This window comes from Amycolatopsis sp. NPDC104863, from assembly GCF_055582965.1.
Window position 1 is genome coordinate 380,117 of the sequence record NZ_JBVJOW010000009.1, and the last position, 20,335, is coordinate 400,451.

At 73.0% G+C, this 20,335-nt stretch carries 23 protein-coding genes; 10 read left to right on the forward strand and 13 right to left on the reverse strand.

Annotation, left to right across the window (positions count from 1 at the left end; translation table 11 throughout):
- The first annotated feature begins 153 nt into the window (after window positions 1–153).
- The 3 genes from pspAB to ACZ63J_RS40480 all read left to right on the forward strand — a co-directional run bounded on the left by pspAB (window position 154) and on the right by ACZ63J_RS40480 (window position 1,905).
- The gene (gene pspAB / locus ACZ63J_RS40470; RefSeq protein WP_465335363.1) at window positions 154–711 is read left to right on the forward strand and encodes a PspA-associated protein PspAB; all 558 of its coding nucleotides are present in this window, start codon (window positions 154–156) and stop codon (window positions 709–711) included.
- A 69-nt stretch (window positions 712–780) separates the two neighbouring features.
- On the forward strand, window positions 781–1,191 hold the full coding sequence (locus ACZ63J_RS40475; protein WP_465399207.1) for a VOC family protein: 411 nt from the start codon (window positions 781–783) through the stop codon (window positions 1,189–1,191).
- A gap of 78 nt (window positions 1,192–1,269) precedes the next feature.
- Window positions 1,270–1,905 (forward strand): zinc finger Ran-binding domain-containing protein, encoded by a 636-nt coding sequence (locus ACZ63J_RS40480; protein ID WP_465399206.1) that lies wholly within the window; start codon window positions 1,270–1,272, stop codon window positions 1,903–1,905.
- Here the strand turns inward: ACZ63J_RS40480 and ACZ63J_RS40485 are convergent.
- Entirely contained in the window at window positions 1,827–2,453 is a 627-nt protein-coding gene (locus ACZ63J_RS40485; protein WP_465399205.1) for a hypothetical protein, read from the reverse strand. The two genes, ACZ63J_RS40480 and ACZ63J_RS40485, sit on opposite strands and share 79 nt — an antisense overlap.
- Before the next feature lie 75 nt (window positions 2,454–2,528).
- On the opposite strand from ACZ63J_RS40485, the gene ACZ63J_RS40490 reads away from it, so the two are divergent.
- The gene (locus ACZ63J_RS40490; protein ID WP_465399204.1) at window positions 2,529–3,206 is read left to right on the forward strand and encodes a GNAT family N-acetyltransferase; all 678 of its coding nucleotides are present in this window, start codon (window positions 2,529–2,531) and stop codon (window positions 3,204–3,206) included.
- On the opposite strand, the gene ACZ63J_RS40495 is transcribed toward ACZ63J_RS40490, so the two are convergent.
- The gene (locus tag ACZ63J_RS40495) at window positions 3,203–3,628 is read right to left on the reverse strand and encodes a hypothetical protein (RefSeq protein ID WP_465399203.1); all 426 of its coding nucleotides are present in this window, start codon (window positions 3,626–3,628) and stop codon (window positions 3,203–3,205) included. The two genes, ACZ63J_RS40490 and ACZ63J_RS40495, sit on opposite strands and share 4 nt — an antisense overlap.
- Window positions 3,629–3,757: 129 nt before the next feature.
- On the opposite strand from ACZ63J_RS40495, the gene ACZ63J_RS40500 reads away from it, so the two are divergent.
- The gene (locus tag ACZ63J_RS40500; protein WP_465399202.1) at window positions 3,758–4,117 is read left to right on the forward strand and encodes a hypothetical protein; all 360 of its coding nucleotides are present in this window, start codon (window positions 3,758–3,760) and stop codon (window positions 4,115–4,117) included.
- A gap of 1 nt (window position 4,118) precedes the next feature.
- Here ACZ63J_RS40500 and ACZ63J_RS40505 read toward each other — a convergent pair whose 3' ends face one another.
- Window positions 4,119–5,555 carry an APC family permease gene (locus tag ACZ63J_RS40505; protein WP_465399201.1) on the reverse strand — a complete coding sequence of 479 codons (1,437 nt, stop codon included), beginning with the start codon at window positions 5,553–5,555 and terminating at the stop codon, window positions 4,119–4,121.
- A 105-nt stretch (window positions 5,556–5,660) separates the two neighbouring features.
- Here ACZ63J_RS40505 and ACZ63J_RS40510 point away from each other — a divergent pair, with 105 nt between their 5' ends.
- Complete coding sequence (locus ACZ63J_RS40510) at window positions 5,661–6,437, forward strand: alpha/beta hydrolase (RefSeq protein ID WP_465399200.1); 777 nt, start codon at window positions 5,661–5,663, stop codon at window positions 6,435–6,437.
- Here ACZ63J_RS40510 and ACZ63J_RS40515 read toward each other — a convergent pair.
- The 5 genes from ACZ63J_RS40515 to ACZ63J_RS40535 form a co-directional block, all read right to left on the reverse strand.
- A complete protein-coding gene (locus ACZ63J_RS40515) occupies window positions 6,415–7,692 on the reverse strand; it encodes a sensor histidine kinase (RefSeq protein WP_465399199.1) in 1,278 nt (425 codons plus the stop codon). The genes ACZ63J_RS40510 and ACZ63J_RS40515 overlap by 23 nt on opposite strands.
- 103 nt (window positions 7,693–7,795) lie before the next feature.
- Entirely contained in the window at window positions 7,796–9,226 is a 1,431-nt protein-coding gene (locus ACZ63J_RS40520; protein WP_465399198.1) for a carboxylesterase/lipase family protein, read from the reverse strand.
- Window positions 9,227–9,484: 258 nt separating this feature from the next.
- Window positions 9,485–11,659: a xanthine dehydrogenase family protein molybdopterin-binding subunit gene (locus ACZ63J_RS40525; protein WP_465405458.1), complete on the reverse strand. Its 2,175-nt coding sequence runs from the start codon at window positions 11,657–11,659 to the stop codon at window positions 9,485–9,487.
- Complete coding sequence (locus ACZ63J_RS40530; protein ID WP_465405460.1) at window positions 11,656–12,618, reverse strand: FAD binding domain-containing protein; 963 nt, start codon at window positions 12,616–12,618, stop codon at window positions 11,656–11,658. The genes ACZ63J_RS40525 and ACZ63J_RS40530 overlap by 4 nt, the downstream gene beginning before the upstream one ends.
- Window positions 12,605–13,057 carry a (2Fe-2S)-binding protein gene (locus ACZ63J_RS40535; protein WP_465335376.1) on the reverse strand — a complete coding sequence of 151 codons (453 nt, stop codon included), beginning with the start codon at window positions 13,055–13,057 and terminating at the stop codon, window positions 12,605–12,607. The genes ACZ63J_RS40530 and ACZ63J_RS40535 overlap by 14 nt, the downstream gene beginning before the upstream one ends.
- A 204-nt stretch (window positions 13,058–13,261) precedes the next feature.
- Here ACZ63J_RS40535 and ACZ63J_RS40540 point away from each other — a divergent pair, with 204 nt between their 5' ends.
- Window positions 13,262–13,828 (forward strand): TetR/AcrR family transcriptional regulator, encoded by a 567-nt coding sequence (locus ACZ63J_RS40540; RefSeq protein WP_465405462.1) that lies wholly within the window; start codon window positions 13,262–13,264, stop codon window positions 13,826–13,828.
- On the opposite strand, the gene ACZ63J_RS40545 is transcribed toward ACZ63J_RS40540, so the two are convergent.
- The 4 genes from ACZ63J_RS40545 to ACZ63J_RS40560 form a co-directional block, all read right to left on the reverse strand.
- Complete coding sequence (locus ACZ63J_RS40545) at window positions 13,825–14,307, reverse strand: hypothetical protein (protein WP_465405464.1); 483 nt, start codon at window positions 14,305–14,307, stop codon at window positions 13,825–13,827. The genes ACZ63J_RS40540 and ACZ63J_RS40545 overlap by 4 nt on opposite strands.
- 81 nt (window positions 14,308–14,388) lie before the next feature.
- Window positions 14,389–15,549, reverse strand: coding sequence for an epoxide hydrolase family protein (locus ACZ63J_RS40550; protein ID WP_465405466.1), 1,161 nt, complete (start codon window positions 15,547–15,549; stop codon window positions 14,389–14,391).
- A gap of 102 nt (window positions 15,550–15,651) precedes the next feature.
- Entirely contained in the window at window positions 15,652–15,813 is a 162-nt protein-coding gene (locus tag ACZ63J_RS40555) for a hypothetical protein (protein ID WP_465405468.1), read from the reverse strand.
- A gap of 93 nt (window positions 15,814–15,906) precedes the next feature.
- Window positions 15,907–16,425, reverse strand: coding sequence for a winged helix-turn-helix transcriptional regulator (locus tag ACZ63J_RS40560; RefSeq protein ID WP_465405470.1), 519 nt, complete (start codon window positions 16,423–16,425; stop codon window positions 15,907–15,909).
- 95 nt (window positions 16,426–16,520) lie between these two features.
- Between ACZ63J_RS40560 and ACZ63J_RS40565 the strand changes: the two genes are divergently transcribed.
- From ACZ63J_RS40565 to ACZ63J_RS40575, 3 genes are all read left to right on the forward strand, one after another.
- Entirely contained in the window at window positions 16,521–17,891 is a 1,371-nt protein-coding gene (locus ACZ63J_RS40565; RefSeq protein WP_465405472.1) for an MFS transporter, read from the forward strand.
- A gap of 91 nt (window positions 17,892–17,982) precedes the next feature.
- Window positions 17,983–19,167, forward strand: coding sequence for a cytochrome P450 (locus ACZ63J_RS40570; RefSeq protein ID WP_465405474.1), 1,185 nt, complete (start codon window positions 17,983–17,985; stop codon window positions 19,165–19,167).
- A gap of 14 nt (window positions 19,168–19,181) precedes the next feature.
- Window positions 19,182–19,796: a TetR/AcrR family transcriptional regulator gene (locus ACZ63J_RS40575; RefSeq protein WP_465405476.1), complete on the forward strand. Its 615-nt coding sequence runs from the start codon at window positions 19,182–19,184 to the stop codon at window positions 19,794–19,796.
- On the opposite strand, the gene ACZ63J_RS40580 is transcribed toward ACZ63J_RS40575, so the two are convergent.
- The gene (locus ACZ63J_RS40580) at window positions 19,714–20,310 is read right to left on the reverse strand and encodes a TetR family transcriptional regulator (protein ID WP_465405478.1); all 597 of its coding nucleotides are present in this window, start codon (window positions 20,308–20,310) and stop codon (window positions 19,714–19,716) included. The genes ACZ63J_RS40575 and ACZ63J_RS40580 overlap by 83 nt on opposite strands.
- Window positions 20,311–20,335: the final 25 nt, after the last annotated feature.

Below are 20,335 nucleotides of genomic sequence, written 5' to 3' on the forward strand. Positions count from 1 at the left end.
CGCCGCGTGATCGCCCGGTTCCGGAGCGGAACGGGCCGCCGCGGGCGCATGCTGTCCTTTCCGACCCCGCGTCCCCGCGCCTGACGTCCACTGTGGACATTGCCAGTGCGCCCGGTCCGGCGGTCCTCTCGACCGGAGATAGGACACCACCCCGTGACCCTGCTGGACAGCAAGCTCGTCCGCTGCTGGACGTCCCGTCCGCACCTGCAGACCCTCTACACCCTCGCCGCGGCCGCCCCGCGGCTGCGCGCCGCGCTGGGTCTCACGCCCACCGGCGGCGGCACCGTCGGCTTCCGGGTGGACGGCGACGCGCTGGCCCGCACCGATGCGGAGCTGATCGCCGCGACGTCGGCGCGGCTGCCGGTGCACCCGCTGGTGACCCAGGACCTTGACGGCCGCTCGACGGTCCGGTGCTGGCGGCGCAACCGCGACCTGCGCGTGCTGACCGGCGACCTGGTGGACGTCGCGGACCGGTTGTCCCGGGCCGGCTACGGCGGCTGCCTGCGGTCCGCGACCGTCGAGTTCGCCGAGCCGACCGGGCGCCGCGACCGGAAGCTCGCGCTGGTCTACCTGTTCGACCGCGGCACGTTCCACCCCGCCGCGGCCGCCGGGGCCCGGCCCCTCGACCGCGCGCTGGAGCTGCGCGCCCGGGCCGCGCTGCACGGCGCGCTGCCGTTGGAACCGGCCGCGAACCGACGCTTCGTGGTCTGAAATTCGCGCGTTTGGCGAGGTCGTCGCCTTCTGCGAAGATGCGGCTCTCTTCAAGCGAAGGAGATCACGATGGCTTCCGTCCTGAATCCGTACCTGAGCTTCCGCGACGACGCGCGCCAGGCGATGGAGTTCTACAAGAGCGTTTTCGGCGGCACCCTCAAGCTGAACACGTTCGGGGAATTCGGTTCACCCGAAGGGGCGGACGCGCAGAAGATCATGCACGGCCAGCTGGAGTCCGAAAACGGCTTCACGCTGATGGCGTCCGACACCCCGGCCGGGATGGAGTACAACCCGGGCACGAACATTTCGGTGAGCCTCAGCGGCGACGACGCCGGAGACCTCCGCGGCTACTGGGAAAAGCTGAGCGAGGGCGGCACCGTGACGGTTCCGTTCGAAAAGCAGATGTGGGGCGACGAATTCGGCGCCTGCGTCGACAGGTTCGGCATCCCGTGGATGGTCAACGTCGTCCAGCAGGGGTGACCGGCCGTTGCAGTGAGCGCCCTCGTCGGTGACGATGAAGGGGCCGGCGTGGCGTGGCGCCGGGGCTGAGGAGGCCCGATGGCGGGTTCCCCCTGGACGTGTCCGCAGTGCGGCGCGGGCAACGAGGCCGCGGCGCAGCGGTGCCGCACCTGCTCGAGCCTGGCCCCCGGCCGGGCCCGGGTGCGGGCGCTGTGGGTGCTGCTCACCCTGATGCTGGTCGCCGGGGTCGCGGTGGCCGGGGTGCTGCTGTTCGCCGGGCGCCCGAAGCCGGCGCCGGCCGCGTCCGGGCCGTTCCCGGAGTACACGACGCCCGCGCTGCCGACGACCAAGACCGTCGTCACGACCGCGAACGCCCTGACCCCGCCGCCGGCCCCGCCGTCGACGTCCACCTCGGCCACCCCGGACGCGAAGCCGTGCCCCGGGGACGCCGCCCGGTACCTGCCGGGCGGCACGGGGACGGCGTTGCTGGTCGCGCAGACCGGGAAGTCGCTCATCACCATCTGCAAGACACCGGACGGGCGGGTCTTCTACGACGGCCAGGCCCGCGGGCAGGCGGCGTCGGACGAAACCCACATCCTCCTGCCCGCCGAAGCATCGGGTGACGGCTTCGTCGCGACGAACGGCGACTACACCTATCAGGTCTCCGGCGGCCGGCTGGTCGTGACCGCCGGCTCGAAGGCGCTCTCGGACGACGAGCTGACCACGGTCGGCTGAACGCCGTAGAGCTCTTCCACCGGCTCCGCGTCGTACCCGAGGTCCTGCCGCATCCGGGCGCGCATGACGCGGTAGCCGCGCTGGCCCGCGTCCCACGCGGGCCGGGTCTTCGCACTGTCGTCGTCCGGGTCGAGCAGCATCGTGGTGAGCCGCATCCGCGGCAGCGCGGCGTCGCTGACCAGCCGCCGGACCGCCTCCGGGGCGTGCAGGGCGGCCGGGCCGAGGGCGTGCTGGGTCTCGCTGCGGACCTCCCGCAGCTCGGCGGTCAGGTGCTCGTCGAGCGGCTTACCCGTCTCGCGGACGAGGCGGGCCTGGAACAGCACGCCGTCGAACGCCTCCAGCGCGCCGAGCAGCAGGGCGTAGGCCTCGGCGCGGGTTTCGTGCGCACGGGCCTCCCGTTCACGCTGCCAGCGGCGCTCCTCGCGGGCCGCGTCCTCGGTCATCCGCTTGGTCTCGCGCCGGCCCGAGAGGACCTGCGTGAGGAGCACGCCGGCCAGGCCGACCAACGCGACGACGATCGGTATCCACACCGGCACCTGGGAACCCACGAACGCACCCTAGCGACGATGCTCAGGATGTGGGAGCAACGCCGCCGGGCCGGCCGGATTCCGCATCCTGGACGTATGTCTTCTCCCCTCGACAACCCGACGTGGGCTTCGCTGTCCGGCCCGCACGCCCACTTCGCGGAGCGGCAGGGGCGCGTCCTGCGGTACCCGGAGGACGTGGCGCCGTTCCTCGCCCTCCCGGACGACCCGGGCGCGCAGGACTGGCGGGACGTCGCGGCGCTGGCCGGGCCCGGCGCGGTCGTCGTGCTGGCCGCGACCGCCGCCCGGCCGCCGTCGGGCTGGGAGGTGCTCGACGAGATCCCCGGGGTGCAGCTCGTCGACGAAGGGATCGCGGCCGCGCCGGAGCCCGAGGCCGTCCGGCTCGGGCCCGCGGACGTGCCGGAGATGCTCGACCTCGTCGCGCGGACGCAGCCGGGCCCGTTCCGGAAGCGGACCGTCGAGCTCGGCACCTACCTCGGGATCCGGCGGGAGGGCGCGCTCGTCGCGATGGCGGGGGAGCGCCTGCACCCGCCCGGCTACACCGAGATCAGCGCGGTTTGCACCGATCCGGCGTACCGCGGGCAAGGCCTGGCGACACGGCTCGTGCTCGCGGTGGCCGCGGGCATCCGCGAGCGGGGCGAGACGCCGATGATGCACGCGGCCGCGGGCAACACCTCCGCGATCCGCCTCTACCTTTCACTCGGCTTCGGCCTGCGAGCGCGCCCGGACTTCGTGGCGGTCCGCGTCCCGGCCTAGGCCCCGGTCGACGAGCCGGGCCGGACGATCATCAGCACGGTCACCGCCGCCCAGAGAAGGTTGAACACGCCGGTGACCATGGCCAGCCGGCCCAGTGCGCCCGACGGGGACTCTTCGGCCAGCAGGCGCCGCTGGCGCGGCAGCACCAGCAGCGCGAGCAACGCGGCGGCGACGGCGGTCAGCCCGATCGACACGATCACCCACGGGTCGCCCATGACGTGCATGGTGCCCGCGACCCCGAACCCGAACACCGGCACCGCGATGGCGACGTAGGCGTACACCCGGCAGATCCGGTGCAGCAGGGTCGCGGCCTTGACGTCGCCCTTGCGGACCGCGGCGGGGAACATGCTGGCGGCGACGGCGACCGGGCCGACGGCCAGCACCGCGGCGAGGACGTGGAGGGAAAGAAGGATCTTCGACACGGGCGAAAGCTATCGCTCCGCCTTCGGCGCGGGGAGTGGCTGAAATGCCAAGAAGCACCGAAATCCGGCCACATGTCGATTCCGGCGGCAGCGGTTCGACGTCTGAGTAGAACCGGAAAGGGGACCACGATGACCGCCTCGATCACCACCACACCGGCCCGGGTCCGGAGCCTGCCGGTCCTGCTCGCCACCGAAGACGACGCCGAGGACATGGGCCTGCTGGCGCCGGACGACCGCCTGACCTGCCACGTGCACGGCCGGTGGATCCACCAGTGCGTCGCCTCGCCGCTGCACGTCAGCCCGGTCACCCGGCACCGCTGGTGCCGCGACTGCCGCGCCGAGCTGTCCGTCGCCGTCGACGAGCTGGCGCTGACCGTGCTGATGTCCTGCCCGCGCTGCGGCCACGGCGGCAGCGCCGCCACCACCCGGCTGGCCACGGCCTGCCGGGAGAGCCTGGCCGCCGAGCGCGAAGCCCGGCGCGCGGCCTGAGCTACCGGGGCACGGAGTCGGTCTCGACGCCGAGCGCGTCGAGGTCCGCGTAGACGTCCGGCCGTCGGCGCCGCAGCCAGGCCGCGAGGGCGAGTCCCGCGACCACGGCGAGGGCGAGCAGCCACGGCAGCAACGCGATCGCGGGCGCGTCGGACCCGGCGAGGGTGGGGAAGTTGACGATCGCCAGCACCGTCACCGCGACCAGGCCGAGCCCGCCGAGCCCCGGGGCGACGGCGGTGCGCCAGAGCCGCGGGTCGCGCCGCTTGCGGAAGAACGCGACCACGGCGATCCCGGCCAGCGCCTGCAGGGTGATCACCCCGAGCGTGCCGATGCCGGTCATGCTGGCCGTGAGGTCGGCGAGCGGGTCGAGCCCGGCCAGCGCGTACACCGCGGCGATCAGCGTCGCGAACCCGATCTGCGTCCCGCTGGCGAGGTAGGGCGCGCCGTTCGCGGCGTTCGTCCGGCCGAGGGCCGCGGGCAGCACCCGGGCGCGGCCGAGGGCGAACAGGTAGCGCGTCGCCGAGTTGTGCAGCGCCAGCAGCGCCGCGAACAGGCTCACGACCAGCAGCAGCATCATGACGTCGGTGAGGAACGACCCCAGGTAGGTGCGGCTGATCGAGAAGACGAGGTCACCGGCGGCGAGGTGGTCCTGGCCGGCCTGCCCGGCCTGGACGACCCCGGTCGCGCTGACCACCGCCCACGTCGTGACGGCCGCGAAGACGCCGATCAGCGTGATCGCCGTGTAGGTCGCGCGGGAGATCGTCCGGTGCGGGTCACGCGCCTCCTCGCTGAACAGCCCGGTCGCCTCGAAGCCGACGAAGGCGTTGAAGGCGAACAGGAACGCGACCCCGATCGAGCCGGAGAACACGACGCCGGGCGCGAACGCGTGGACGTCCAGCCCGGTCCGGACGGCGACCGCGACGTCGAGGACGAGCAGGATCGACACCTCGAGGACCAGCGACACCCCGAGGACCTTCGCGCTGACGTCGACCCCGCGCCGGCCGAGCGCGAACACCGCGACGGCGGACACCAGGCTCCAGAGCTGCCACGGCGTGTGCCACCCGAAGACCTGCTCGACGACGTTCGCGGTGAAGAAGCCGCTCGTCCCGACCGCCCCGGCCACGAAGCAGTTGTAGCCCAGCAGCGCGATCAGCGCCGCGACCAGGCCGAGCGGGCGGCCCAGTCCCTTCGTGACGTAGACGTAGAACCCGCCCGCGCCGGTGACGACCTTGCTCATCTGCGCGTAGCCGACCCCGAAGAGCACGAGGATCACGGCGGAGAGCAGGAACGCGCCGGGCATGCCGCCGCCGTTGCCGAGCGCGATGCCCAGCGACGCGATGACGACGATGCCGGTCAGCGGCGCGACCGCGGCTAGCACGAGGAAGACGACACCCGGCGTGCCCAGTGCGTCGCGGCGCAGCGAACCCGGTTCGGCCATGGGTTTCTCCTCACGTGACGGTCCGGTCATCGTGCGCCCTAAGCCGCCGCCGGTCTTGTGCCGCAGCGCAGAGCCGTTGTCGCCCGACGCGGGTAACTTGGGGCCATGCGGCGGTCCACGGTGCACCACGACGGCGTCCGGATCCCCGTGTCCCGCGGCGGGCGGGGGCGGCCGTTGGTTCTGTGTCCCGGGCTGAACTCGACCCAGGCCGACCTGCACGAGCTGACCGAGCTGCTGCGGCGTGAGCACCACGTGGTGACCTTCGACCTGCGTGGCCACGGCCTGGCCTCGGCCGCCGACGAATACTCCTTCGACGCGTTCCTCGGTGATCTCGACGCTGTGCTGGCGTCGCTCGAGCTGTCCGAACCGCCCGTGCTCGTGGGGTATTCGCTCGGCGCGGACCTGGTGCTGCACCACGCCGCCGCGCATCCGGGCGGCTTCGCCCGGCTCGTGCTCGTCGACGGCGCGAACCCGGTGCCCGAGCCGTTCCTCACCGAGGCCGACCTGCCGGTGTTCCGCGCGATGTGGGAAGACATGGCGAAGGAGCAGGAGACCCGCCGGGGCACCCCGGGCCAGGTGCTGCTCACCGGCCCGGAGATCCTCGCGCTGAACCTGGAGATCGACGACGTCCGGTCGAAGATCCTCGGCCGCTACCGGGAGGTCGACGCGCTCGTCTCCGTCATCGCCTCGACGTGGATGGCCGGCGACGGCGGTGAAGAGCTGGTGGAGCGGTGCAACCGGAACTGGCGGGCAGGCTTCGACCGGCTCGCGCGCGAGCGCCCGGACGTCACGACGTCCTGGCTGGACGCCGACCACGGGCTGGTCTTCACCCACGCCCCGGAAGTCGCCCGGCTGATCACTAGCCCGGCACCCACATCGTGACGCGGGTGCCGCGGCCCGGCTGCGAGTCCACCGTGCCGTGCCCGCCGACCTCGGCCAGGCGCGCCACGATGGACTGGCTGATGCCGAAGCCGGGCGGGCGGTCCCGGACGTCGAAGCCGTGACCCTGGTCGCGGGCGACCACCGCGATGCCGCCGTCGCGTTTCTCCACGCGCAGCACGACCTGCTTGGTCCCGGAGTGCTTCACGGTGTTGCGCAACGCTTCCCGGACGGCTTCGCAGAGCGCGACGCGCCGGTCCTGGGAGACCTTGTTGTCGTCGGCGAAGTCCGCGGCGACGAGCTGGGTGCGCAGCCCGTCGCGCGCCATCTCGGTGGCGACGTCGGCGAGCTCGACGGCGAAGCCGCGCGACAGCCCGGTGGGCACCGGTTCGGTGATCCGGCGGCGTAGTTCGGCCGCTTCGGCCTTGGCCACCGAGCGCAGTTCCGAGAGCCGGGTCACGGCCTGCGCGTCGTCCCCCGGCGCGGAGATGGCGAGCGCTTCGAGGGTCTGCAGCACGCTGTCGTGCATGATGCGGCGCGTCCGGCGGCGTTCGGCCTCCTGCCCGCGCCGGAGCCCGATGTCGACGGCGAACCGGGTGCCGACCCCGAGCAGGACGAGGATGGCCACGGCGAGCACGATCGCCACGGCCAGCGCGACCAGGCAGCCGATCGAGCGGGTCAGGGCGAGCTGGTTGCCGAGCGGCAGGCCGCCCGCGAGGGTCAGCCCGGCCCGCAGCGGGACCGCCGCCGCGAGCAGCCACAGCGCGGCGGGCAGCCCGGAGGTGCCCGCCCACATCGCGACCGCGCCGACCAGCCACGTCCAGGACACATCTATGGCGAACGGCTGCACCGCGGCCGGGGCCGTCACCGCCACGGTGAAGTTGAGCAGCACGCCGACCGCGAGGTCGAAACCGAGGGCGCGGCCGGTGACGCGGGCCCGCAGCCCACCGCCGCGCAGCACCCACACCATCGCGACGCTGTTGGCCACCACGGCGAACAGAGTGGCGCCCAGCGCCGGCCCGAGCCCGACCGTGCCGTTCGCGGCGGCGAAGCCGATGAACACCTTGATGAAGGCGGCGATGCGGTAGGCCAGCGGCACGACGACCCAGTACCGCGCCGCGCGCGCGAGCGTCGCGTCCCCGACGGCGGCGAGATCACCGCTGTCGTCGAGGGACCCGGCGGGATCCCCCGGTGTCCCGCTGCGCAGGAGCGAGCGGACGTACGCGCGCGGCGGTGCGGAAAAGCCCGCCTCGGGCATCGGTGGTCCCCGTTCATCCGGCCGTCCGGGCGGCCTGAGCCTGGCAGCGAGGCGGGTGACTCGTCAACCGCCCGGCGGCGGAGTCCAGCCCGGTGGAGCAAGATCAGTACGCGTGGTAGAGCGCGTCTTCGCTGGTGTACTCCGCCCAGCCGGGCGCGCCGGTGGCGGCGAAGCGGTGCCAGGCGCCGTTGAGGTCCCTGGCCAGCTCCCGCGGCGCCCGCTCGCCGAGCAGGCCCCGGGGCCCGGACATCGTGCCGAGCGCGTCGAACACGAACGGCAGCTCGAGGCCGTGGCACGCGCCGAGCCGGCCCTCGAGCAGCGGCGAACCCCACTCGAACTCGTACCGGAAGGTCCGTCCGGCGTGGTTTTCGGCGAGGTCGCGGACGCCGTCGCGGAAGACGAGGTCGGTCAGGGCCTCGACGAGGACCTCACCCGCCGTGCGGTCGGTGCCGAGGCCGTAGGCGTGCAGGATCCCGGCCGGGTCGGGGTGCGAAACCGCCAGTGACGCGATCGCCTGGTCGTCGGTGACGGCTTCGAGCGCGCCGCTGGGCACCAGGAACAGCCGCATCTCTTCACTGCAGCTGCCGGCGACCAGGTCGACGTCGGCGCCCGCGCCCGCCCGGATCGCCTTGGCCGGGTGCTCCGGCAGGACGTCGTCGCCGACCACCGGCAGGAACGGGCTGAGGCCGTACCCGCGGTCGTAGCCCAGCGAGTCCCGGAGGTCCGGCGCGCCACCCGGCCGCAGGACGGCGTCCTGCGCGTCCAGCAGCTGCTCGGTCGAGACCTTCCGGAACGCTTCGGCGGTCGGCTCCGCCTTCAGCTCGTCGGCGACGACCTTGGCCAGCCGCCGGGCCTGGACGCCGTCGCGCACCATGTCCGGGTGTCCGCTTTGGACGATCGCGCGGTGGAAGAGCCCGGTCGAGAGCGGCGAACCGAGCAGGCAGGCCACGCTGACCGCGCCGGACGCCGCACCGAAGAGCGTGACGTTTTCGGGGTCGCCGCCGAACGCGGTGATGTTCTCCCGGATCCAGCGCAGCGCCGCCAGCTGGTCGCGCAGCCCGAGGTTCGTCGCGCCGCCGTCGACGGGCAGGAACCCGTCGATGCCGAGCCGGTACTGCACCGTCACCAGCACCGCGCCCGCGCGGGCGAACGCCGTGCCGTCGTAGACCGCGGCCGACCCGGTGCCGCCGAGGAACGCGCCGCCGTGCACGAACACCAGCACCGGCAGCCCGGCCCCGCCCAGCTGCGGGGTCCAGACGTCGACCGTCAGGTACTCCGGCCCCGGCCGCCAGCCGGCGCCGGCGATCGGCGACAGGTCGATCCCGGGCACGTCGTGGCGGCGCTGCGGCGCGGTCGGCCCGGGTCTCTGCGTGTCGCGGACACCTTCCCACGGCGGGGCCGGGACGGGTTCGGCGAAGCGGAGCTCACCCTCGGGCGCGGCGGCGTACGGGATGCCGCGGAACCGCGCGACCCCGGCGGAGGTGACCTGACCGCGGACCGCGCCGGAGGAGGTGGGGACGACGGGGTCGGTCATGCGGGGAGTCCCTTCGAGGAGCAACAGCGGGGGCGGCTCGGCGCCGCGCCCGACAGCCTAGGACCGCCGACACCCCGGCGTCATGGCCGAACCGTCCCCGTTGTTGTCGCGGAAGGGTAACGGCGGGCGGGGCCCGGGGCCGGTCCAGCCGCCGCCCCAGGTAGGCTTTCGAGAAAGTCTCGCCGGTTGCACCGTTCCCCCCACCCCCCCCCCCCCCCCCCCCCCCCCCCCCCCCCCCCCCCCCCCCCCCCGCCACGGTCAGTCTTCGAGCAGATCTTCGATGGTGATCGGGATGTGCCGGACCCGGGTGCCGGTGGCGTTGTACACGGCGTTGGCGACGGCCGCGGCCATGCCGACCGTGCCGATCTCGCCGAGACCCCGCGCGCCGACCGCGTTGTGGAGCGTGTCCGGGTACTCGACGAAGTGGACGTCGACCGCCGGGATGTCCGCGTTCACCGGGAGCAGGTAGCTCGCGAAGTCACCGTTGGCGAGCCGGCCGTTCGCCTCGATCTCCAGGCCCTCGTGCAGCGCGGCCGAGACACCCCAGATCATGCCGCCCATGATCTGGCTGCGGGCCGCCTTGTCGTTGATGATCCGGCCCGCGTCGAACACGCCGAGCATCCGCGACACCCGCGCCTCGCGGGTCAGCCGGTGCACCCGCACCTCGCAGAACTGGGCGCCCCACGAGCTGAACGAGTGCTTGGTCAGCTCTTCGCCGGGGGCCGACGAGCCGGTCACCTCGAGCGTTTCCCGGCCCAGCGTCCGCAGCAGCTCGCCGAAGGTCATCGTGCGTCCGTCGGCGAAGACGCGTCCGTCGGCGTAGGTGACTTCGGCGCCTTCGAACGGCGCGCCGGGGTCCGACGCCAGGGCCACCAGCTCGTCGATCGCCTTGGTGGCGGCGATCATGATGGCCGTGCCCGCGCTCGCCGTCGCCGTCGAGCCGCCGGAGAGACCACCCGGCGGGAGGGACGAGTCGCCGAGCCGGGGCGTGATCCGGTCGGCCGGGATGTCCAGCGACTCGGCGCCCACCAGGGACAGCACGGTGAGCAGGCCGGTGCCGGGGTCCGCGCCGCTCGTCGCGACCTCGGCGGTGTCGTCCGCCTTCAGCGTGATGCCGACGGTGGCCGGGAACCGCAGGGCGGGGAACATCGCCGTGGCCACGCCCATGCCGACGAGCCAGTCGCCGTCGGTGCGCGAGCCGGCCGGGCGGTGCGTCCAGCCGAACCGGCCCGCGCCGACGCGGAAGCACTCGTCGAGGTGCTTGCTCGACCACTGCAGGTCCTTGCCGGGCGGGGCGGTCGAGCTGTTCTTGATCCGCAGCTCGATCGGGTCCATGCCCAGCGCGACGGCCAGCTCGTCGATCGCGCTCTCCAGCGCGAACGAGCCGGGCGCCTCGCCCGGGGCCCGCATGAACGTCGTCGGCGGGATGTTGAGCGGCACCACCTTCTGACTGATGGCCAGGTTCTGCGTGGCGTACCACTCGCGCGACGTGCCGTGCGACGTCGGTTCGACGAACGAGCGGGCGGTGTCGGTGCTGCACCACGAGTCGTGGCTCAGCGCGACCAGCGTGCCGTCCCGTTCGGCGCCGAGCCGCATCGTCTGGACGGTCGCCGCCCGGCCCGCGGTCGCGGTGAAGACCTGCTCCCGGGTCAGCGCGGCCTTCACCGGGCGGCCCAGGTCGCGGGCCGCCGCGGCGGCGAGGAACGCCGGCGCGGACGTCCGGCCCTTGCCGCCGAACGCGCCGCCCACGAACGGGTTCACGCAGTGCACGGCTTCCAGGTCCAGCCCCAGCGCGCTGGCCAGCTCCATCGCCTGCAGGTTCGAGGCCTGGTTGCCGCTGTAGACGGTCAGCTCGCCGTCGTCCCACACCGCGACCGCGGAGTGCGGCTCCATCGCGGCGTGGTTCTGGGTCGCGGTGGTGTAGGTGGCCTCGACGACCACCGGGCTCACGGCGAACGCGTCCTCGATGGACTCGACGCCGTCGGCCAGGATCTCCAGGGTCGGCGGCGCGCCGTCACGCGCGGGCGGCGCGTCCTCGGCCGTGGCGAGGCCTTCGGTCAGCGACGTCCGGGCCGGCAGCGCGCGGTAGCCGACGTTCACCAGCATCGCCGCGTCGCGGGCCTGCTCGAACGTCGCCGCGACGACAAAGCCGATCGGCTGGCCGTAGTAGGTGACTTCCTTGTCCTGCAAGGGAACCCACGTCTCGCCGAACAGCGGCGAGGTCGCCGTGCGCATCTCCAGCGGGTCGAACGGCGAGTAGACGCCGAGCACGCCCGGTGCTTCCCGCGCCGCGGAGAAGTCCATGGCTTCGATCTCGGCGTGGGCGATCGTGCTGAGCACGACGTAGCCGTAGACCATGCCGGGGAAGGAGTGGTCGGCGCCGTACTTGGCCTCGCCGGTGACCTTGAGCGGCGCGTCCAGCCGGGTGATCATCGGGAGCTCCCCTCGGTGAGTTCGAGCAGGGCGCGGACGATGGTGCGCTTGAGCAGCGGCACCTTGAACGCGTTGTCCGGCAACGGGGTGGCGCCGTCGGCGGCCACCGAAGCGGCTTCTTCGAAGGCGGCCTCGGTCGCCGGGCGGCCCTTCAGGGCCTCTTCGACGGCGGGCAGGTGCCACGGCACCGTCCCGACCCCGCCGGCGGCGACCCGCGCGTCGGCGACGACGCCGTCCCGCACGTCCAGCGCGACGGCGGCCGAGCAGAGCGCGAACTCGTAGGACTGCCGGTCGCGGACCTTGACGTAGGTGGAGTTCACCGCCCAGTCCAGCCGGGGGACGACCACCTCGGTGATCAGCTCGCCGGGCCGCAGGTCGTTCTCCAGCGCCGGGGTGTCGCCGGGCAGCTGGTAGAAGTCGCGAAGCGCGACTTCGCGGGTTCCCTCGGCGTCTGCCAGCTTCACGCGGGCATCGAGCGCGACCAGGGCGACGGCGACGTCGCTGGCGTGCGTGGCCGCGCAGGAGTCACTGGTGCCGAGGATGGCGTGCATCCGGTTGGCGCCCTCGAGCGCGGGGCAGCCGCTGCCGGGCTCCCGCTTGTTGCACGGCGTGGCGACGTCGCGGAAGTACGAGCAGCGGGTGCGCTGCAGGAGGTTTCCGCCGATGCTGGCCATGTTCCGGATCTGCTGCGACGCGCTCAGCAGCAGCGCGCGCGAGATCGCCGGGTAGACGTCCGGGTGGGCGGCGATGGCGCTCATCCGCTCCAGCGCGCCGATCCGCAGCCCTTCGGTGGTGTCGATGCCGCGCAGCGGGACCTCGTTGATGTCGAGGACGCGCTGCGGCGTGAGGACGTCGAGCTTCATGAGGTCGACGAGCGTCGTCCCGCCGGCGAGGAACGTGCCGGGCGTTTCGAGCGCCGCTTCGACGGTGGTGGGGGCGGTCAGCTCAAAGGGACGCATCGGCTCGCCTCGCCTGCTCGACGGCCTTGACGATGTTCGGGTAGGCGGCGCACCGGCACAGGTTGCCGGACATGAACTCCCGCACGTCGGCGACGTCCTGCTCGACGGCGGCGACCGCCGACATGATCTGGCCGGCGGTGCAGAACCCGCACTGCAGCGCGTCCTGGTCGACGAAGGCCCGCTGCACCGGGTGCAGGCTGTCCTCTGTGGACAGTCCTTCGACGGTGGTCACCGGCTGCTTCACGGTGGCGGCCAGGGTGAGGCACGACAGCACGGGCCGGCCGCCGACGTGCACGGTGCAGGCGCCGCACTGCCCGCGGTCGCAGCCCTTCTTCGGGCCGGTGACCTCCAGGCGCTCGCGCAACGCGTCCAGGAGGGTGACCCCCGGATCGACGTCCAGGTGCTCGGTGGTGCCGTTGACTTCGAGTGATATGTCCACTGGTCTCTTTCCGCAGCTCGTCCGGCGGCGGGCCGGACGGTGGTGGTGGCGGCGATCAGGTACCGGATATTCATCCGCTTGACTTGGACGTGAGGCTAGCGGATTACAATCCGGTTCGCAAAGACGCGCCCCGCTGGAGTTGGTCCAGCTCCGGCGGTTCCTGCATTACATTCAGCCGAGACGGCCACAGCTCCGGGAGGGACGATGACGACGGGTTCGGTCAGCCCCCGCCGCGCGGACACCCGGCGCAACCACGAACGCATCCTGGTGGCGGCCGCGGCGTCGCTGGCCAAGACGGGCGAGGTCTCGTTCAACACGATCGCGAAGCAGGCCGAAGTCGGTGTCGGCACGGTGTACCGGCACTTCCCGACGCCGGAGTCGCTGATCCTCGCGGTGTACCAGCGCGAGGTCCGGCACATCGTCGACATCGTGCCGGTGCTGCTGGAGAAGCACAGCGCGGACGAGGCGTTCCGGGTGTGGGTGACCGACCACCTGGCGCACTACATGATGACGAAGAAGGGGCTGGCCGACGCCCTGCGCACCGCGACGGCGTCCCGCGGGGAGCTCCCGGCGAGCGCCTACGACGCGATGGTCGGCGCGGTGGCGACGTTGCTGGACGCCAACACCGAGGCCGGCACGGTGCGGCCGGGCCTCGAGCCGGTCCAGGTGCTGCGAGGCCTGGCCGGGCTGCTGCTCCTGGACCCGAACGGCGAGTGGGAGCGCGACGCGGAGAGCCTCGCCGACCTGCTCTGGCACGGGATGGCCCGTTAGGTGCCACGGCGGCGCAGGTAGTAGGCCCAGGTGACGGCGGCGAGCAGCGGCGCCCACAGCAGCAGCGGCAGGTAACACGCGACGACCAGGACGTGCCGGGCCGGTTCGGCGAACCGCAGCCCCTCGATGTCGGGGAACGCGCGAAAGGCGTACGCCCAGATCAGCGCGAGCGCGAGGGACCCGAGCGCGGCGGGCACGATGGCGGCGAACGGCGCGACCCGCCGCCCGCCGAGCAGCGGGAGCCACCGCGGGACGCGCTCGCCCCACGGCCGCACCAGGCCGAGCGTCAGCAGGGCGAGGCCTTCGCAGAGCACGCTGAGGGCGGCAAACGCGACCGCGTCGGTGGCCGTGACCTCGGGGACCGGCCGGATGCCGACGTCGACCCCGGCGGCGAGGGCCAGCCGCCAGAGCCCGGACGGCAGGGTGAGCAGCGGGACGGCGTGCGCGGCGACGACGGCCCAGCGTGCGACGGGAACCATGCCCCCGAGGCTGCCCGCGCCGCGGGGCCGGGAACTCCCTCCCGGGTATCGGAAATCCTGTCCCGGGAGGGAGAACCGGACCTACTGGTCGAGCGAAGCGACGAACGCGCGGATGTCGTCGACGTAGACCTTCGGCTGCTCCAGCGCGGCGAAGTGCCCGCCCTGCTCGTACTCGCTCCAGCGGCTGATGCTGGGGTAGTCCCGCTCGGCGAACGGCCGGACCGGCAGCGCCGGGTCCTGCCCGAACACGGCGACCCCGACCGGGACGGTGACCGGGTCGGGGGCGACCCCGGGGGTGAAGATCTTGCCCAGGTGCGCGCCGGACTCGTAGTAGAACTGCGCCGACGACGTCGCCGTGCCGGTCAGCCAGTAGAGGCTGGCGTTGGTCAGCAGCCGGTCGCGGCCGACCTGCTCCTCGGGCGTCTTGACGGCGTTGTTCCAGTCGTGGAACTTCTCCACGATCCAGGCCAGCTGCCCGACCGGCGAGTCGCTGAGGCTGTAGCCGATGGTCAGCGGCCGGGTGCTCTGGACCTTCATGTAGCCCGACAGTTCGGCCTCGAACCGGCCCAGCCCGGCCAGCCGCGCGCCGTCGGCTTCGGTGAGGTTCGCGAACTCGGCCGGGTCACCGGAGGGCACGGTGAGCAGCATCGACACGTGCGCGGCCTTGACCTGCCCGGGCGCGTGGTGGGCCAGCGCGAGGGAGATCAGCGAGCCCCAGTCGCCACCGGCGGTGACGTAGTCGCGGTAGCCGAGCTCCGCCATCAGGGTGGCCCAGGCGGCGGCGACGCGGTCGACGTCCCAGCCGGGCTCGGTGACCGGCCCGGAGAAGCCGTGCCCCGGGATCGACGGGATCACCAGGTGGAAGGCCTGGGCGGGGTCGAGCCCGTGGGCGGCCGGGTCGGACAGCGGGCCGATGACGTCGAGGAACTCGACGATCGAGCCGGGCCAGCCGTGGGTCAGCAGCAGCGGGGTCGCGCCGGGCTCGGGCGAGGTGACGTGCAGGAAGTGCACGTCGACGCCGTCGAGCTCGGTGACGAACTGCGGGTACTGGTTGAGCTCCGCCTCGGCGGCGCGCCAGTCGTAGGTGGTCCCCCAGTAGGTCGCGAGCTCCCGGAGGTAGTCGGCGGGGACACCACGTTCCCAGCCGGGCACCGAAACGGCGGCCGGCCAGCGGGTCGAGGCGATCCGCGTCCGCAGGTCTTCGAGCTCGGAATCGGGGACGTCGATCCGATAGGGACGCATCAAGCTCACCTTTCCACGCCGGATATGGGTCCGACTACAGAGTGGTGAAGGCGGGCGGCTTCTGCGTCTTCAGCGTTGCTCAAAGACGATGGCTCGGTCCCCTCAGCGCTTGCGGCCCAAGGCCTCCCGCTTCACAAAACCGATCACACCGGTCGCCACGAACAGCACCGCGCCGATGATGATCAGCCAGAACAGTCCCTTGATCACCACACCCAGCACGACGAGCACGGCCCAGATCACCAGCAGGCCCACCAGAATTCCCACGACAGCTCCCTTGTTCGACGGTCCGCCCGTGATACCCGCGGTTTCCGCGGTTCACGCCTGGGAGAAGGAGAATTCGCTTACGGTTGGGCATCGTCACCGGACGGGGTGGAGCAAAAGCCGCGGTTGGGACAGGGCCGCCGTGACCGGGTCGGCGTCCGGTGACCGCGGGGGCAGGCCCGGCCCCGGGGTGAGCACGGTGTCCGCGACCGGCACGTCCTCGCCGCACTGCAGGCAGACACCCGACGGCGAGACCTCGCCGGCGCAGGCCTCGTGCACAAACACCCGGCGGGGGCCGGCGGGCGCGTAGTGCTCGTCGCCCCAGGCGGCCAGGGTGCGGACGACCGGCCAGAGACCCAGGCCCTTCGGCGTCAGCTCGTATTCACTGCGCTTGCCCGGGCCCGGCACGCGGGCGAGCACTCCTTCGCCGACCAGGAACTCGAGGCGTTCGGTCAGCACCGCGCGCGGGATGCCCAGGTGGTCGAGGAAGTCGCTGAACCGGCGGACGCCGAACACCGCGTCCCGGACGATCAGCAGGGTCCAGCGTTCGCCGACGATCTCCAGCGCGCGGACCATCGAGCAGGCCTGGTTGGTGTACTCACGCGGCAGTGCCATGGGCGCCAGTGTGCCACAGAAGAGTTCGCTCACCGAACCAACCGTGCTAGCCTCGCCGCGAAAGAGTTCGGTCACCGAATCAACGAGGAGCTCGCATGGAGCGCCGTCCCGGAGCCGTCCTCGTCGCCTCCGGCGGCGGGACCCTGCTGGCCCTGTTCGTCTTCACCGCGCCGCTGTCGATCGTCCCGGCGGTGACCGGCGGGCTCGGCGCCGGCGCGGTCGCGACGTCGTGGATCCTCAGCTCGATGAGCCTCGGGCTGGCGGTCGCGCTGCTGCCGGCCGGCGCGGTCGGCGACGACTTCGGCCGCCGACGCGTCTTCGTCGCCGGCGCCGTCGTGCTGGCCGCCGGGTCGCTGGTGTGCGCCGTCGCTCCCGAACCGGTCACGTTCATCGCCGGCCGCGTCGTGGAAGGGCTCGGCGCCGCCGCGGTCGTCGCCTGCGGGCTTGCCGTGCTCGGGCCGGCCTTCCCCGACGCCGCCGGGCGCGGCCGCGCGACCGGGGTGTGGGGCGCGTGCCTCGGCGCCGGGATCGCCCTCGGCCCGCTGGCCGGCGCCGGGCTCGACAGCTTTCGCACGCTCTACTTCGTCGCCACGGCACTGGCCCTCGGGGTGGCCGTGCTGGGCCGGGTCCTGCTCGAAGAGTCGGTTTCGGGCCGGAAGCGGGCGGTCGACGTCATCGGTTCGCTGCTGCTGGGCGGTGGGCTCGCGGCACTGCTGGCCGCGCTGACCGAAGGACGGCAGAGCTGGACGAGCCCGCTGGAGGTGGCCCTGATCGTCGCCGCGGTCGTGCTGCTCGGCGCGTTCGCCGCCCACCAGGCGCGGACCGACGACGGGATGCTCGACCTCACCCTGTTCCGGCGGCCGGCCCTGCTCTCGGCGACGATCGGCGCGTTCGTGGCGGGCGCCGGGGTCACGGCGCTGATGTCGTTCGTCTGCACCCTGCTCGAAAACGGCCTGGCGCTGACGCCGATGGCGGCGGCCCTGTCGGTCCTGGTCTGGTCGGCGACGAGCGTCGGCTCGGCCCTGCTGACCCGGCACCTCCCGGCCGCGGTGCCCGGCGGCGCGCGGCTGAGCGCCGGCTTGCTGGTCGTCAGCTTGGGGCTGGTGCCGATGGCCTTCCTCGGCCCGGACTCGGGTCGGGGCTGGTTGTACGCGGGCCTGGCGGTGGCCGGGCTCGGCACCGGCGTCGTGAACGCTTCCCTGGGGCGCGAAGCGGTGGCGAGCGTCCCGCCGCACCGGACGGGTATGGGCAGCGGGATCAACAACACGAGCCGGTACGTCGGCGCGGCGCTCGGGGTCACGGTCGTGACGCTGGTGGCGGTCCGCCCGCCGGTCACCCCGGCGAGCCTGCTCGCGGGCTGGGACGCCGCCGTGGTCGTGTGCATCGTGGTGTCGCTGGCCGGCGCGGCCGCCGTCGCCGCGTTGACGGTCGCGGGCCGGCGGGCAGCCGTCGCGGTCGCGGCCTGAAACGATAGGCGACTACCATTTTGGTGGTAGCGTGGCGACCATCCGACAGGTTTCCGATGGGGACGGGTGGGAAATGACCAAGGCGCCCGAAATGCCACTGCACATGCGGCGGGTCCGGTTCGATCCGATCGGCCGGCTCGCCGAGGTGCGGGACGGCGAGGGCGTCACCCGCGTCACGACCCCGTTCGGCACGTCCGCCTACCTCGTGACCCGGTACGACGACGTCCGCGAGGTGCTGGCCGACTCGGTCCGGTTCAGCAACGCAGCCACCCGGCGGGCCCGGCCGCCCGGCATGGAAGACGTCAGCGACGAAGAGCTGGAGGAGCTGCGGGCCGGGCAGATGCTCGCCTTCGACCCGCCGGACCACACCCGCCTGCGCAAGATGCTGACCTCGGAGTTCACCGTCAAGCGGATGCGGCGGCTGGAACCACGGATCGTCGAGATCGTCGACGCCGCGCTCGACGACCTCGAGCGAGCGGGCAAGCCGGGTGACCTCGTGGCGGGCTTCGCGCTCCCGGTGCCGTCCCTGGTCATCTGCGAGCTGCTCGGCGTGCCCTACGGCGACCGCGCGGACTTCCAGCACCGCTCCGGCCGGCTGCTCGACACCTCCCGCCCGGTCCCGGAACGGATGAAGCTGCAGCGCGAAAGCCGGGAGTACATGGCCGGGCTCGTCGCGCGGGCCCAGGCCGAGCCGGGTGACGACATGCTGGGCATGCTCGTGCGGCTGCACGGGGACGACCTGAGCACCGCCGAGCTGATCGGCATCGCGTCGCTGCTGCTGGTGGCCGGCCACGAAACGACGTCGAACATGCTCGGCCTCGGCACTTTGGCGCTGCTGCGGCATCCGGACCAGCTGGCGCTGGTGCGCGACGACCCGGCCGCGGTCGAGCCCGCGGTGGAGGAACTGCTGCGCTGGCTCTCGATCGTGCACTCCGGCGTGCCGCGCACGACGACTACCGAGGTGGAGATCGCCGGGCACACCATCCCGGCCGGCGAGCAGCTGGTGCTGGCGCTGCCCGCGGCCAACCGGGACCCGGCGCTGACCGAGCACCCGGAGCGGCTCGACGTCACCCGCGAGGCGGCGCGGCACGTCGCGTTCGGGCACGGGGTGCACCACTGCCTCGGCGCGCCGCTCGCGCGGATGGAGATGAAGGTCGCGTTTCCCGCGCTGCTGCGGCGTTTCCCGGACCTTGCGCTCGCGGTGCCCTACGAGGACATCGAGTTCCGCGCCTTCCACGTCGTCTACGGACTGCACGCGCTGCCGGTCACCTGGTGAGTTAGCGTGCGGGCATGACATCGGCGCGCGGGCAGGGCTTGCGGGGCGACGCGGCGCGCAACTACGAGCGCATCGTCGTCGCGGCCGGCCAAGCGTTCGAGGAGGACGGCCCGGGCGCGACGCTCGAAGACGTCGCGAAGCGCGCGGGTGTCGGTGTCGCGACGGTGTACCGGCGCTTCCGCAACCGCGACCAGCTGGTGCGCGCCGTCTTCGAGCACGTCCTGACCACCGTCATCGAGCCCCTCACGACGCTGGAGACCGGCGACCCGTGGCACGACCTGACGAGCTCGCTGGAAGCCACCGTCGAGCTGGTCGCCCGGAACCAGGTGGCCTTGGCCCTCGCCCGGGAGATCGGCGCCATCGACGTCGCCGGCGTGCAGCGCTACATCACGGCCGCCGACCGGCTGGTGGGCCGGGCGGTCGACGCCGGTGTGGTGCGCCCGGGCCTGCTGGGCCGCGACCTGGCGGCGGTGGTCGTGATGACGCTGGCGACCGTGCACCCCGACGACCCCGCGGGCGCGGATCGCAAGCGATACCTGGCTTTGCTCATCGACGGGCTGCGTCCGGGCCCGGGTGCGCTGCCGCCGCCGTCGGCGACGCCGGAGCCGATCGCGGGCCGAGTCCATTGAGGATCGCGTCGACGCCGAACAGGAAGGCCTCGCCCGCTTCCGCGGCCCGGCCGGGGACGTCGTCGACGATCCCGGCGCGGACCAGCTCCTCCCGGTTCTGTTCTTCGGCCACAAAACCCAGCACGTAGTGGACGACGGTCCGCGCTGCCCAGCCGGCCCGGCGCGGCCCGAGCTGCTCGGCGAAGAGGCGGTGCAGCACCTGCGCCGGCACGAGGACGTCCGGGCGGTACGCCTGCACGAAGGACACCACCTCGGCGCCGTCGCGGACTTCGAGCAGCGCGCGGCGGAGGTCCTGGGCGACGGCGCGGGGATCGGAGGCCGAGGCGGGGAGCTCCTCGAGGACGCGCTCCGCGACAACGGCGAGCAGTTCCTGCTTGCTCGCGACGTGGTAGTAGAGCGCGCCGGGCTGCACGCCCAGCTCCTGGGCGACGCGGCGCATGGACAGGCTGCTCAGCCCGCGTTCGCGAAGCAGGTCGTACGCCCGGTCGACGATCTGGGCGCGCGTCACCTTCATGGCCCCATTGTGCCGGTCCCGGCTT